Below are 14,300 nucleotides of genomic sequence, written 5' to 3' on the forward strand. Positions count from 1 at the left end.
ATATGCATTATACTAGTCTCAACTTAAAAAAAGAGGTGAATTGTTTGGTTGTTTACGCCGACATTGTTTGGTTGTTAAACGCCTGCATTGATTTTCTTTTACTTTTATTAACAGCCACCGTGTTAAAAAAGAGAATCAAAAGATGGAGGCTTGTGTTAGGAGCATTTATAGGTTCAACTATTGTTATTTTCGCCTTTACTCCTTTTGCTTCTATGATGACACATCCAATTATGAAACTGTTGTACTCGTTACTTATTGTGTATACAGCATTTGGGTTTTCAACATTTAGAAATTATGCACAAACTGTTTTTACTTTTTATTTTGTAACCTTTATGGTTGGTGGAGGATTAATTGGAACTCATTTCTTTTTGCAAACGAACGAAATGGTAAATGGATTAGTTCAATCTAAATCAGTTTCTTACGGTGATCCAATTAGTTGGTTGTTTGTGATTTTTGGTTTTCCAGTAATTTATTACTTTTCTAAAAAGCGTATAGAAAGCGTAGAAATCACAAAGATACACTATGATCAAATCGTGAAAGTGAAAATTCAATTAGTTGGAGAGGAATTGGAACTAGCAGGTCTAATTGATAGTGGGAACCAACTTTATGATCCGTTAACAAAAACACCCGTTATGATTATGCATATTTCATCATTAGAACATTGTTTGCCAGTTTGGTTAACAGAACAAATTTATTCCAAAACAGAAATTCCTCAAATACCAGAAAATGATTCCGGATGGGCAACGAAACTGCGTTTAATTCCTTTCCGAGCAGTAGGAGTAGAGAATCAATTTTTATGGGCAATTAAGCCAGATTGTGTGCAAGTTTATCATGAAGGTAGTTCGATTGTTGTAAATAAAGTATTGATTGGATTAAATACACAACAATTATCTAGCAATGGAGAGTATCAATGCATTGTACATCCGAAAATGTTGATTTCGCAAAAGATGGTAATAGCTTAATTATGAGAGGCGGGATAATATGATGAAATTAAAATTTTATTTGGTATACCTTTGGTATAAAGTATTGCTGAAATTAGGAATTAAGACCGATGAAATTTATTATATTGGTGGAAGTGAAGCGTTGCCACCACCGTTAACGAAAGAAGAAGAGGAAGTTCTTTTGAATAAATTGCCAAAGGGAGATCAAGCGGCGAGGTCACTGCTTATTGAACGTAACTTACGGCTTGTTGTATATATAGCAAGAAAGTTTGAAAATACAGGGATAAATATTGAGGATTTAATTAGTATAGGAACAATTGGTCTTATAAAAGCAGTGAATACATTTAATCCAGAAAAGAAAATTAAATTAGCAACATATGCATCTCGTTGTATAGAAAATGAGATTTTAATGCATTTGCGTCGAAATAATAAAAATCGTTCGGAAGTTTCGTTTGATGAACCTCTTAACATTGATTGGGACGGAAATGAACTGTTATTATCAGATGTTTTAGGTACAGATGATGACATTATTACAAAAGATTTAGAAGCTACAGTAGATCGTCATCTTTTAATGAAAGCATTGCATCAATTAAACGATCGTGAAAAACAAATTATGGAGCTTCGGTTTGGACTCGCTGGTGGCGAAGAGAAGACACAAAAAGATGTGGCTGATATGCTTGGAATTTCACAGTCTTATATTTCTCGTTTGGAAAAAAGAATTATAAAAAGATTACGAAAAGAATTTAATAAAATGGTGTGAAGAATAGGACCAGTCGGTATTTAGACTGGTCCTATTCTTTTTTTGTGCATTAGGAAATATGATGTTTGTGAAAAATGATGGAAAAACCACATGCATAAAATCCCCTTCAAAGGAAATACTTTACACTGTACAGCAACTCCCGATAGGAGGGAACACTTTGACGAGAAACAAAGTAGAAATTTGCGGTGTTGATACAGCTAAACTTCCAGTACTAAAAAATGAAGAGATGCGTAAATTATTTCGTGAAATGCAAAGTGGAGAGATAAGCGCAAGAGAGAAATTAGTGAATGGAAACTTACGTCTTGTACTGAGCGTCATCCAAAGATTTAATAACAGAGGAGAATATGTTGATGATTTATTTCAAGTTGGCTGCATTGGACTTATGAAATCCATTGATAATTTTGATTTAGGCCAAAATGTAAAATTTTCAACGTATGCTGTGCCGATGATTATTGGGGAAATACGCAGATATTTGCGTGATAACAATCCAATTCGCGTATCTCGCTCGTTACGAGATATTGCGTATAAAGCATTGCAAGTAAGAGAGAAATTGATTGCTGAAAACTCGAAAGAACCGACAGCGATGGATATTGCCAAAGTTCTTGAAGTGACCCATGAAGAAATTGTTTTTGCGTTAGATGCTATTCAAGACCCAGTTTCATTATTTGAACCGATTTATAATGATGGAGGAGATCCTATTTTTGTTATGGATCAGTTAAGTGATGAAAAACAAAAGGACGAGCAGTGGGTTGAAGAACTAGCGTTGAAAGAGGGGATGAAACGTTTAAATGATCGTGAGAAAATGATTATTCGAAAACGTTTCTTCCAAGGAAAGACACAGATGGAAGTTGCCGAAGAAATTGGGATTTCTCAGGCGCAAGTATCACGTTTGGAGAAGTCTGCTATTAAGCAAATGAATAAGACGATTCAAGGATAAGGCCCTCACCAGTTATGGTGTGGGCTTTTTTTATGTGTAATATTTTGCGCTCATAGTAAAGTAGGTCGGTTCATATAATGAAAATAAAATGGATGTTCTATTAGTAGAAGTTAAATACTGTTTACCTGCTTTAAAATTCGGCTGAAGTAAAGAAGTTAGGTGGAAGTCCGCGGTCCGTAAAAGTCCGATTAGCATGGGGTAATAGTCAGTAGGAAGGAACAAAATCTCCACTGATTAAGGTTGCACTTTATTTGAGAGCGTACTTACAATTCATGATATAAGGGAGAGGATGAATATGATACGAATTTCGGAGTTTCAAATGAAGGATGTTGTGAATGTTTCAGATGGAAAAAGGCTTGGAAATATTGGAGATATTGATTTTGATATAGACACAGGAAAGATTAGGGCAGTTATTATTTCCAAGCAGACACGAATGCTTGGACTATTTGGAAAGGAAGTAGAATTTGTAATTCCTTGGGAGAAAATTATGAAAATTGGGGAAGATGTTATACTTGTGAGAGTGGATAATATTAATTCTGTAACAGAATCAATACAAACACCGACAATTTCTTAAAGAATATTACAAATTCCTCTTTTTTTTCAGTTGTCATTATGAAAAAATAAAAGTATGGTAAAATAGACAGGAAGTACCATGCTTTTTTATGTTATTTTAATTAAAAGGAGCCGCTTTGTTATGAGAGAACCATTTAAATATGTGGACGGTATACTGTATTTACAAGCGTGGAAAGAACTTGGAAACATTACTGTTGGATTTACGACAAAAGATGGTGGAGTAAGTACAGGCTCCTTTCATGCGATGAATTTAGGATTACATGTGAATGATATCGTGGAGAATGTTCATGAAAATAGACGCATTTTAGCAAATAAGTTACAAAAACCATTAGAAAAATGGATTTGCTCTGAACAAGTTCATGACCATCATGTTGAGAAAGTAGGACTGCAAGAAAAAGGTAAGGGCGTTTATTCATATGAAGACGGTATCCCAAAAACGGATGGCATTTATACGACGAACAAAGATGTTCTCTTAACATCTTGTTACGCTGATTGTGTTCCGCTCTATTTTTATGCACCATCACATGATATGATAGGACTTGCGCATGCTGGGTGGAAAGGGACTGTAACGGAGATTGCGAAAGAAATGATTCAAAAGTGGAATGCAGAAGGTGTTTCAAGTGATGAAATTCATGTCGCAATTGGGCCGGCAATCGGATCATGTTGTTATGTTGTTGATGATCGTGTATTAACAGCAGCACAGCAAGTAGTAAACGGATCTGTTCCTTATAAATTAATTTCTGATGGTCAGTATGCAATTAATTTAAAAGAAGTTAATCGTATATTATGTGTACAAGCAGGTATAAAAGAAGAACATATTGTAATGTCATCTCTTTGTACAAGCTGTGAAGAACAATTATTTTTCTCTCATCGTCGTGATCAAGGTAAGACGGGGAGAATGTTGAGTTTCATAGGTTTTAAGGAGGAGTGAAGCAAGTGACAGTGCAAGCGAATTTAGCAGCTGTAAACGAAGCAATTAAAGAATCTTGTGCACGAGCTGGACGTTTGATGAAAGATATTAAGCTCGTTGCAGTTACAAAAACTGTAGGAATTGAAAAAACAAGTGAAGTAATTGAAGCTGGAATTATTGATTTAGGTGAAAATAGAAATGAAGGTTTCTTACAAAAATACGAGCATTTCGGTTCAAAAGTGAAGTGGCATTTTATTGGCTCGTTGCAAACGAGAAAAGTAAAAGAAATCATTAACGAGATTGATTATTTACATTCATTAGATCGCCTTTCGCTTGCAAAAGAAATTCAAAAACGCGCTGAAAAGAAAATTAAATGCTTTATTCAAGTGAAAACATCATCAGAAGAATCAAAGCAAGGATTAGCGATAGAAGAAGCAATTCCATTTATTCAAAGTTTGCAAGAATTTGATAAAATTGAAGTGGTTGGACTAATGACAATGGCGCCTTTTACAGCTGAAGAGGAAGATATTCGTCGCTGCTTTAAGGAATTGCGTATGTTACAAGCAGAGGTGCAAGAGCTAGAGTTGTTACATGCGCCATGTGAAGAATTATCAATGGGAATGTCCAATGATTACACGATTGCAATTGAAGAAGGGGCTACATATATTCGTTTGGGCACGATTTTAGTAGGGAAAGCGTAAAAGGAAGGAGAATGTTATTATGAGTTGGTCAAAAGTAAAATACTTCTTTTTTGACACACCAGAAGAAAAAGAAGCAGCTCAATATAGTTATGAAAAGGAGCAAACAGACATGAAAAAGCAACAAGATCCCCCAGAACAACAGGATGTTCCGTTTGCAAAAGTGCAACCGAAACAAAATGTTGTGAGCATTGAAACGGCGAAGCAATCTTCAAAAGTTGTTTTACTAGAACCGCGCACATATTCGGAAGCGCAAGGGATTGCGGATCACTTAAAAGGTAGACGAGCTGTTGTAATTAATTTGCAAAGAATGTCTACAGATCAAGCGGTGCGTATCGTTGACTTTTTAAGTGGTACTGTATACGCTATAGGCGGGGATATTCAAAAAATAGGACCGAAAACATTTATGTGTACACCTGAAAATGTAGATATTGTTGGTGCAATTTCAGAGTTGTTCGGTGAAGAAGAAGAAACAAATATAAAGAGGTGGTAATACGCCATGGGAACAGTTTTAACAGTCTTACTTTATGCTATCGAGATTTACTCGTGGGCACTTATTATTTACATTCTCCTATCATGGTTTCCTGGTGCAAAGGAATCAACTTTTGGAGAGTTTCTTGCACGTATTTGTGAACCGTATTTAGAACCATTTCGCAGGTTCATTCCGCCGCTTGGTATGATTGACATCTCTCCAATCGTTGCGATTCTTGCGTTAAAGCTTGCTACAAATGGTTTAGTAAGTTTATTCCGCTATTTCTTATAATAAGAGGTTACTTGCATGAGCATCTACGAGCATTTTAGACCTGATGAAGAGGTCTTTGTGGATAAAGTATTAGAGTGGAAACAGGCGGCTGAGTACCATCAAGTCAAGTTAACAGATTTTCTTGATCCAAGACAGCAACAAATTGTCTCTATGGTAATAGGGCAAGGAGAGGTTGCTGTACGCTTTGATGGTGCGATGCCTGAATCTGAAAGAAAAAGAGCACTAATTTATCCAGACTATCTAGAATTAAATGAAGAGGAATTTCAAATAGAAGTATTAGAAATTGACTATCCTTCCAAATTTTACACGCTAGAACACAGGCAAATATTAGGTGCATTTATGTCACTTGGTTTAACAAGAGAAAAATGTGGTGATATTTTGCTTCAAGAAAATCGTGCCCAAATTGCAGTTGCAAAAGAAGTTGGATCGTATATTGAAATGAACTTACAATCAATAGGGAAAGTGAAAGTATCTCTCACGCCTGTACAAGCAGAACAAATTTTGCGTGTAGGTGAAAAGTGGGGAGAAAAATCTGGAACAGTTTCGTCACTTCGTCTAGATGTTTTGTTAGCTGAAATGCTACATATATCCAGGCAGAAAGTACAGCCTCTTATAAAAGGTGGCTTAGTAAAAGTCAATTGGAAAACAGTAGAGCAAACTGCGTATGAATGTTTTCCAGGGGATGTATTCTCGGTTAGAGGATACGGAAGAAGTAAAATATTTTCTGTAGAAGGTAAAACGAAGCGCGACAAATGGAGAATTTTGTATGGTATACTAAAATGATTGGTTTTTTAGCAGGAAATCCTCCTATTTTGTCGAAGAAAAGATATAATTAAAAGAGGAAATTTAGATAACTACTTGGAGGTGGCGTTGTGCCGTTAACACCATTAGATATTCATAACAAAGAATTTGGTCGCGGATTCCGTGGCTATGATGAAGATCAAGTAAATGAGTTTCTTGATCAAATTATCAAAGATTATGAATTAGTCATTCGTGAGAAAAAAACTTTAGAAGAAAAGGTTGCGCAATTAGAAGGAAAGTTAGATCATTTTTCTAATATTGAAGATACGCTAAACAAATCTATCGTTGTTGCACAAGAAGCAGCGGAAGAAGTGAAACGTAATGCGCAAAAAGAAGCGAAATTAATCGTACGTGAAGCGGAAAAAAATGCGGATCGTATCATTAACGAAGCGTTAGTAAAATCAAGAAAAGTGGCATTTGATATTGAAGAATTAAAAAAACAAGCAAAAGTATTCCGTACTCGTTTCCGTATGCTATTAGAAACACAGCTTGAAATGTTAAACAACGATGATTGGGATAAACTAATTGAGTTAGAAGACGAAGTGGACGAGCTGTTGAAAAAAGAAGAAACAGTGTAAGCTTGACGTTTTTCTCATTATTACATATAATTTTAAACAGCATATTTATTAAGAAAAACGAAGATAGGGATAAGTACCTTTTTCATACCTTATATAGCGAACTGAGGATGGTGTAAGCTCAGGATAAGGAGATTATGGGAATATCACCCTGGAGTTCCGCGCTGAACAAATAGAGTAAGCGTAGGCGTTATATTCGCGTTAAGAATATAAAGAGGATTGTATACATACGTATAGGATCTACTAGGGTGGTACCGCGGGAGACTTTCTCGTCCCTTTTTGGGATGAGAAAGTCTCTTTTTTATTCCGTTTTTTAGGTCTTTTCTTTTATACATGTAAGGAGGAATTGAGCATGGAGTACAAAAATACATTACTAATGCCAAAAACAGAGTTCCCAATGCGTGGGAATTTACCAAAACGTGAGCCTGCAATGCAAGAAAAGTGGGCTGAAATGAATATTTATGAAAAGGTACAAGAACATACAAAAGGTCGTCCTTTATTTGTACTACATGATGGACCTCCATATGCGAATGGTGACATTCATATGGGACATGCATTAAATAAAGTATTAAAAGACTTTATTGTTCGTTATAAATCAATGACTGGTTACTCTGCGCCATATGTTCCAGGTTGGGATACGCACGGTTTACCAATTGAACAAGCTTTAACAAATAAAGGTGTAAAGCGTAAAGAAATGACGGTTGCTGAGTTCCGTAAGTTATGTGCAGAGTATGCATATGAACAAGTAGAACGTCAACGTGAACAATTTAAGCGTCTAGGTGTACGTGCTGATTGGGATAACCCATACATTACTTTAGAGCCAGCTTATGAAGCACAACAAATTAAAGTGTTTGGTGATATGGCGAAAAAAGGTTATATCTATAAAGGGCAAAAACCAGTTTACTGGTCTCCAACGAGTGAATCAGCTTTAGCAGAAGCTGAAATTGAATACCAAGATAAAAAATCAGCATCTATTTACGTAGCATTCCCTGTAAAAGATGGAAAGAACGTATTAGAAGGTGATGAGAAATTCATTATCTGGACAACAACACCTTGGACGTTACCTGCAAACTTAGGTATTTCTGTTCACCCAGAACTTGAATACAGCATCGTAAAAGTAAATGATGAAAAATATATTATTGCTTCTGAACTATTTGAGACAGTTGCAAAAACGTTAGAGTGGGAAAATGCTGAAGTTGTGAAAACGGTAAAAGGTAGCGAACTTGAGTACACAGTTGCAAAACATCCATTCTACGATCGTGATTCATTAGTTATGCTAGGAGATCACGTAACAACAGATGCAGGTACAGGTTGTGTTCATACAGCACCAGGACACGGAGAAGATGACTTTATTGTTGGTAAAAAGTATGGATTAGAAGTACTTTGTCCAGTTGACGATAAAGGTGTATTAACAGAGGAAGCACCTGGATTTGAAGGCTTATTCTATGATAAAGCTAACAAGCCGATTACAGAAAAATTAGAAGAAGTAGGCGCGTTACTAAAACTAACATTCATTACGCATTCATACCCACATGATTGGAGAACGAAAAAACCAATTATTTTCCGTGCGACAGCACAGTGGTTTGCATCTATTGAAGCATTCCGTAAAGAGTTATTAGAAGCTGTTGCGGAAACGAAATGGGTACCAGCGTGGGGAGAAACTCGTCTTCATAACATGGTTCGTGACCGTGGTGACTGGTGTATTTCTCGTCAGCGTGCATGGGGTGTACCAATTCCTGTATTCTATGCTGAGAATGGCGATCCAATTATTACGGATGAAACAATTAACCACGTAGCAGATTTATTCCGTGAACACGGTTCTAACGTATGGTTCGAGCGTGAAGCGAAAGACTTATTACCGGAAGGATTTACACACCCAGGTAGCCCAAATGGTGAATTCCGTAAAGAAACAGACATCATGGATGTATGGTTCGATTCAGGTTCTTCTCATCAAGCGGTATTAGAAGAGCGCGAAGACTTACAACGTCCAGCTGATTTATATTTAGAAGGATCTGACCAGTATCGTGGTTGGTTTAACTCTTCATTATCAACAGCGGTTGCTGTAACAGGTAAAGCTCCATATAAAGGCGTACTAAGCCACGGTTTCGTACTAGATGGTGAAGGACGTAAAATGAGTAAGTCGATTGGAAATATCGTCGTACCGAAGAAAATTATGGATCAATTAGGCGGAGACATTTTACGCTTATGGGTATCTTCTGTTGACTATCAATCTGATGTACGTATTTCAGATGATATTTTAAAACAAGTAGCAGAAGTGTATCGTAAAATCCGTAACACATTCCGTTTCTTATTAGGAAATTTAGATGACTTTAATCCAAGTGAAAATACAGTAGCAGTAGCTGAACTTCGTGAAGTAGATCGTTACATGTTAGTGAAGTTAAATGACTTAATTACAAAGGTAAAAGATGCATATGAAACATATGACTTTGCTGCTGTATATCATGCAATTCACAACTTCTGTACAATTGATCTAAGTTCATTCTACTTAGACTTTGCAAAAGACATTTTATACATTGAAGGTGCAGATCACGCGGATCGTCGCGCAATTCAAACTGTATTATATGATGTTCTTGTTGCATTAACGAAACTTGTAACACCAATCTTACCTCATACAGCTGATGAAGTATGGCCATATGTTCCTGGTGCAGAAGAAGAAAGCGTACAGTTAACTAATATGCCAGAAGCTACAGAAGTAGAGGGTTCAGAAGCGTTAAGAGCAAAATGGGATGCATTTATGACATTACGAGATGACGTTTTAAAAGCGTTAGAAGTAGCTCGTAATGAGAAAGTAATTGGTAAGTCATTAAATGCGAGCATTACGCTATATCCGACTGCAGAAATGAAGGCTATGTTAGAGTCTATTAGTGAAGACTTAAAGCAATTATTCATCGTTTCTGAGTATAAACTTGGTGGTACAATTGAAGAAGCGCCAACAGAAGCACCAAAGTATGAGCATACAGCTGTAGTTGTAGCACAGGCGACAGGTGAGACGTGTGAACGTTGTTGGGTTGTTTCAGAAACAATTGGTAAAGATGCAGAACATGAAACATTATGTGAGCGTTGTGCAACAGTTGTTAAAGAAAACTATGTAAAAATAATAAAAAAACTGACTGCGCGTAAGTGCAGTCAGTTTTTTGTTTTTTCGTTGATAATATATTGAAATAATTTTCACTCTCTTTCCTATGAAGGAAAAATGTGTGTGAGGTAAGCATGAGAATTTCGGACACACTAATCGTACATTGCAGCTGGGAGGAATGTACACGTGAATGAAATGTATATGGAAATAAAAGAAGAATTGCAATTGATGAGAAAAGAGTTGCAAGAGAGACTAGCTAAAGAAGTCATGCACAAATATGATACAGAGTTTAGCGGGGAGCTTGGATATGAAATTAAGGAAGAGATAAAGAAAAAACTGCTATTACATGATATAAAAGAGGATTTAAAAGATGTAGAACGTGCATTGTTTAAAATGGAAATAGATATGTACGGTATTTGTGAAGAAACTGGGAGAGCAATTCCTACAAAACAAATGAAAACAATGCCGACTGCCCGTACGATTCATGAATTTTTCTATGAAAAGGTAAATGTATGAATGCGCACAACGATATTATATTACCTTTTTTTAATTTATTTTATTCTTCTATAAAGGTTCATTGTGAAAAGGTAGCAGCTATGCTAAAATTTTGAGGTACACTGTCTTTGTGGGGGAAATGAAAATGATATATTATGTAATAGCGTTATTTGTCATTGCCATCGATCAAATATCGAAGTGGCTAATTGTAAAGAACATGGAATTGGGTACGAGCATTCCGATTATCGATAATGTATTATACATAACATCACATCGAAATAGAGGAGCTGCCTGGGGTATTTTAGAAAATAAAATGTGGTTTTTCTACATTATTACAGTCGTTTTCGTAGCATTTATCGTATTTTATATGAAAAAATATGCAAAAACGGACAAACTTCTAGGTATTTCATTAGGTCTGATTTTAGGCGGAGCAATTGGTAACTTTATTGATCGTGTATTTAGACAAGAAGTAGTGGATTTCATTCACGTGTATATTTTCTCGTACAACTATCCAGTATTCAATATAGCTGATTCAGCATTATGTATTGGAGTTGTATTAATTATTATTCAAACAGTATTAGAAGGAAAGAAAACGAAGGAGTAATTGAATGAGTGAAGTAGTACAAGTAACAGTTGCAGAAGAACAAAAAAGCGAGCGAATCGATAAATTCGTTGCAGAAATAAACAGTGAATGGTCACGTTCACAAGTACAGCAATGGATTAAAGATGCTGTTGTCACAGTAAATGGGAAATCAGTTAAAGGGAATTATAAAGTAAAAGGAAATGATGAAATTACAGTAACAATTCCTGACCCAGAAGAGTTTGATATTAAAGCGGAAGATATGAATTTAGAAATTCATTATGAAGATGCAGATGTACTCGTTGTAAATAAGCCACGTGGTATGGTTGTACATCCGGCACCAGGACATACAAGTGGTACGCTTGTAAACGGACTTATGCATCATTGTACAGACCTATCAGGTATTAATGGTGTAATGCGTCCTGGTATCGTTCATCGTATTGATAAAGATACATCTGGACTATTAATGGTTGCTAAAAATGATATGGCGCACGAATCGCTTGTAAATCAACTTGTAGCAAAAACAGTAACAAGACGTTACAAAGCGATTGTACACGGTGTTATTCCGCATGATAAGGGAACGATTGATGCGCCAATTGGTCGTGATAAGAAAGAGCGTCAAAGTATGACAGTTGATGAAAATGGTAAGAATGCTGTTACGCACTTCCAAGTGTTAGAACGCTTTAAAGATTTTACACTTGTAGAATGTCGCTTAGAAACGGGACGTACGCACCAAATTCGTGTCCATATGAAATATATTGGTTATCCACTTGCGGGAGATCCGAAGTATGGTCCGAAGAAAACATTAGATATGAATGGGCAAGCACTTCATGCAGGAATTTTAGGTTTCGATCACCCTCGTACTGGTGAATATATTGAGTTTGAAGCACCGATTCCAGAAGTGTTTGAAGAAGCATTAAATATTTTACGGAAATAGTATTGACAAATCGTAAGAAAACTGAGATACTGACAATAGTTAAATAATGATCCTTTAACACAGCCCCGTGAGGTTGAGAAGGTAACGGTTTGAAATACTTAGGGTATGCTGTACCCTTTTTTCAAAAGTCCTCTCGCACACGCTGAGAGGACTTTTTTTATACCATTACTCTCACGCAAGAAAATAAGCTTGGAGGTGTAGAGCATGCAAGAGAAAGCTGTCGTTTTAGATGACCAAATGATTCGCCGCGCTTTAACACGAATTAGTCATGAAATCGTGGAACGAAATAAAGGTGTCGATAATTGTGTTCTTGTCGGAATAAAAACACGTGGAATTTTTATTGCACAACGTTTGGCAGAACGAATTGGTCAAATTGAAGGAAAAGAGATGGAAGTAGGAGAGTTAGATATTACGTTATATCGTGATGATTTAACACTACAATCGAAACATAAAGAACCACTTGTAAAAGGTTCTGATATTCCTGTAGATATTACGAAGAAAAAAGTTATCCTTGTGGATGATGTGTTATATACAGGAAGAACAGTTCGAGCAGCAATGGATGCTCTTATGGATTTAGGTAGACCATCACAAATCCAATTGGCTGTTCTTGTTGATAGAGGTCATCGTGAATTACCAATTCGCGCTGATTATGTAGGAAAGAACATTCCAACATCTAGTGAAGAGCGTATCGAAGTTGATTTGCAAGAGACAGATCAACAAGATCGAGTAAGCATATACGATAAGTAAAGCCCTTTTAAATGTAGTCCTGTGAGGCTGCCAAAGGGTCTTGGCTTTCATATGTCAAATTTGGCATACGAAAGTGTAGGACTCTTTGTGCACAGGCACAAAGAGTTTTTTTATTGCAAAGATTATAACTGAAGGAGGATGTAACAATGGAACAAAAGCCAGTGTTAGACATTCATGAAGTACCGAAACCGGGAAAATGGTTATTATTAAGTATACAACATTTGTTCGCGATGTTTGGATCAACAGTGCTTGTTCCGTTTTTAACAGGACTGAATCCATCAGTAGCTTTAATATCAAGTGGATTAGGAACGCTAGCGTTTCTTCTTATAACGAAAGGTCAAGTGCCAGCATATTTAGGATCATCATTCGCCTTTATTGCACCAATTATTACAGCAAAAACAGCAGGTGGACCTGGAGCAGCAATGCTTGGAGGAATGCTTGCGGGACTTGTGTACATCTTAATCTCACTCGGAATTAAGAAATCTGGGTCAGAGTGGATAATGAAATTACTTCCGCCAATCGTAGTTGGACCAGTCGTAATGGTAATCGGTTTAGCTTTAGCACATACAGCGGTGAACATGGCGATGAACGGTGCGGATGGTAAGTATAGCATTACACACTTTTCAGTAGCATTAGTAACATTAGCAATTACAATTATCTGCTCTATATTCGGAAGAGGATTTTTCAGCATAATACCAGTACTGCTTGGCATCATCGGCGGATATATCTTTGCTTACTTCCAAGGGCTAGTAGACTTAAAGCCGGTAGCTGAGGCAAAATGGTTTGTTGTACCAGATTTCACAGTACCGTTTGTAACATACACTCCGGAGTTCTCGTGGAAGATTGTACTTTTAATGGTACCAGTTGCACTAGTAACAATTTCAGAACATATCGGACATCAAATTGTTCTTGGAAATGTTATTAAAAGAGATTTAATTGAAAAACCAGGCTTACATCGCTCGATATTCGGTGATGGTGTAGCAACATTAATCGCATCACTAATCGGTGGACCACCGAATACAACATACGGTGAAAACATCGGTGTGCTAGCAATTACGAGAGCGTATAGTGTATACTTATTCATCGGTTCAGCAGTATTCGCAATCGTGTTTGGGTTTGTCGGTAAGATTTCCGCGCTGATCCACTCCATACCAACACCAGTTATGGGTGGTGTATCAATCTTACTATTCGGTGTAATCGCATCAAGCGGATTACGCATGATGGTAGATGATAAAACAGACTTAAGCGACAAACGAAACTTAATGATTGCATCAGTAATACTAGTAATCGGCATTGGTGGGGCGGTACTTCACGTAGGAGAATCGTTCCAAGTAGAAGGAATGGCACTAGCGGCGATTGTAGGTGTACTGTTAAATCTACTGTTACCAGAAACAAAACAAATAAAACAATCTAAGCAGATTGCTTCATAAAAACAACCTTTTAAATCAGTCCTGTGAGACAGAAAAGGGTGGCTTCTTCCTTGCAC

At 36.6% G+C, this 14,300-nt stretch carries 15 protein-coding genes, 1 pseudogene and 1 other annotated feature; all 16 genes and pseudogenes read left to right on the forward strand.

Annotated elements, in window-relative coordinates; translation table 11 throughout:
• Positions 1-44 precede the first annotated feature (44 nt).
• The 16 genes and pseudogenes from spoIIGA to uraA all read left to right on the forward strand — a co-directional run bounded on the left by spoIIGA (position 45) and on the right by uraA (position 14,244).
• A complete protein-coding gene (spoIIGA, locus tag CDB3_RS04965) occupies positions 45-962 on the forward strand; it encodes a sigma-E processing peptidase SpoIIGA (protein WP_128853659.1) in 918 nt (305 codons plus the stop codon).
• A gap of 19 nt (positions 963-981) precedes the next feature.
• On the forward strand, positions 982-1,701 hold the full coding sequence (sigE, locus tag CDB3_RS04970) for an RNA polymerase sporulation sigma factor SigE (protein ID WP_000976948.1): 720 nt from the start codon (positions 982-984) through the stop codon (positions 1,699-1,701).
• 157 nt (positions 1,702-1,858) lie between these two features.
• Entirely contained in the window at positions 1,859-2,638 is a 780-nt protein-coding gene (gene sigG, locus CDB3_RS04975) for an RNA polymerase sporulation sigma factor SigG (protein ID WP_000197755.1), read from the forward strand.
• A gap of 295 nt (positions 2,639-2,933) precedes the next feature.
• A complete protein-coding gene (locus CDB3_RS04980; protein WP_128853660.1) occupies positions 2,934-3,212 on the forward strand; it encodes a YlmC/YmxH family sporulation protein in 279 nt (92 codons plus the stop codon).
• A gap of 120 nt (positions 3,213-3,332) precedes the next feature.
• Positions 3,333-4,142: a peptidoglycan editing factor PgeF gene (pgeF, locus tag CDB3_RS04985; protein ID WP_002088255.1), complete on the forward strand. Its 810-nt coding sequence runs from the start codon at positions 3,333-3,335 to the stop codon at positions 4,140-4,142.
• Between the two features lie 5 nt (positions 4,143-4,147).
• Positions 4,148-4,822 carry a YggS family pyridoxal phosphate-dependent enzyme gene (locus tag CDB3_RS04990; protein ID WP_128853673.1) on the forward strand — a complete coding sequence of 225 codons (675 nt, stop codon included), beginning with the start codon at positions 4,148-4,150 and terminating at the stop codon, positions 4,820-4,822.
• A gap of 19 nt (positions 4,823-4,841) precedes the next feature.
• Positions 4,842-5,312: a cell division protein SepF gene (locus CDB3_RS04995; RefSeq protein ID WP_128853661.1), complete on the forward strand. Its 471-nt coding sequence runs from the start codon at positions 4,842-4,844 to the stop codon at positions 5,310-5,312.
• 6 nt (positions 5,313-5,318) lie between these two features.
• Positions 5,319-5,582, forward strand: a complete 264-nt coding sequence (locus CDB3_RS05000) for a YggT family protein (RefSeq protein ID WP_097830920.1) — start codon at positions 5,319-5,321, stop codon at positions 5,580-5,582.
• A gap of 15 nt (positions 5,583-5,597) precedes the next feature.
• Positions 5,598-6,365 carry a YlmH family RNA-binding protein gene (locus CDB3_RS05005; RefSeq protein WP_128853662.1) on the forward strand — a complete coding sequence of 256 codons (768 nt, stop codon included), beginning with the start codon at positions 5,598-5,600 and terminating at the stop codon, positions 6,363-6,365.
• An 89-nt stretch (positions 6,366-6,454) separates the two neighbouring features.
• The gene (gene divIVA / locus CDB3_RS05010; protein WP_097830922.1) at positions 6,455-6,961 is read left to right on the forward strand and encodes a septum site-determining protein DivIVA; all 507 of its coding nucleotides are present in this window, start codon (positions 6,455-6,457) and stop codon (positions 6,959-6,961) included.
• Between the two features lie 51 nt (positions 6,962-7,012).
• Positions 7,013-7,238, forward strand: a binding site (T-box leader).
• A gap of 72 nt (positions 7,239-7,310) precedes the next feature.
• Positions 7,311-10,073 (forward strand): annotated as a pseudogene (gene ileS, locus CDB3_RS05015) (isoleucine--tRNA ligase); the annotation flags it as partial.
• A 168-nt stretch (positions 10,074-10,241) separates the two neighbouring features.
• Positions 10,242-10,571 carry a TraR/DksA C4-type zinc finger protein gene (locus tag CDB3_RS05020; RefSeq protein WP_097830924.1) on the forward strand — a complete coding sequence of 110 codons (330 nt, stop codon included), beginning with the start codon at positions 10,242-10,244 and terminating at the stop codon, positions 10,569-10,571.
• A gap of 124 nt (positions 10,572-10,695) precedes the next feature.
• Entirely contained in the window at positions 10,696-11,154 is a 459-nt protein-coding gene (lspA, locus tag CDB3_RS05025) for a lipoprotein signal peptidase LspA (RefSeq protein WP_000642178.1), read from the forward strand.
• A 4-nt stretch (positions 11,155-11,158) separates the two neighbouring features.
• The gene (locus CDB3_RS05030) at positions 11,159-12,067 is read left to right on the forward strand and encodes an RluA family pseudouridine synthase (RefSeq protein WP_097830925.1); all 909 of its coding nucleotides are present in this window, start codon (positions 11,159-11,161) and stop codon (positions 12,065-12,067) included.
• Positions 12,068-12,271: 204 nt separating this feature from the next.
• On the forward strand, positions 12,272-12,814 hold the full coding sequence (gene pyrR, locus CDB3_RS05035; RefSeq protein ID WP_001156489.1) for a bifunctional pyrimidine operon transcriptional regulator/uracil phosphoribosyltransferase: 543 nt from the start codon (positions 12,272-12,274) through the stop codon (positions 12,812-12,814).
• Between the two features lie 146 nt (positions 12,815-12,960).
• Positions 12,961-14,244 (forward strand): uracil permease, encoded by a 1,284-nt coding sequence (gene uraA, locus CDB3_RS05040; protein WP_128853663.1) that lies wholly within the window; start codon positions 12,961-12,963, stop codon positions 14,242-14,244.
• Positions 14,245-14,300 lie beyond the last annotated feature (56 nt).

The organism is Bacillus sp. CDB3 (assembly GCF_002081505.1).
Classification (GTDB): Bacteria; Bacillota; Bacilli; order Bacillales; family Bacillaceae_G; genus Bacillus_A; species Bacillus_A cereus_AT.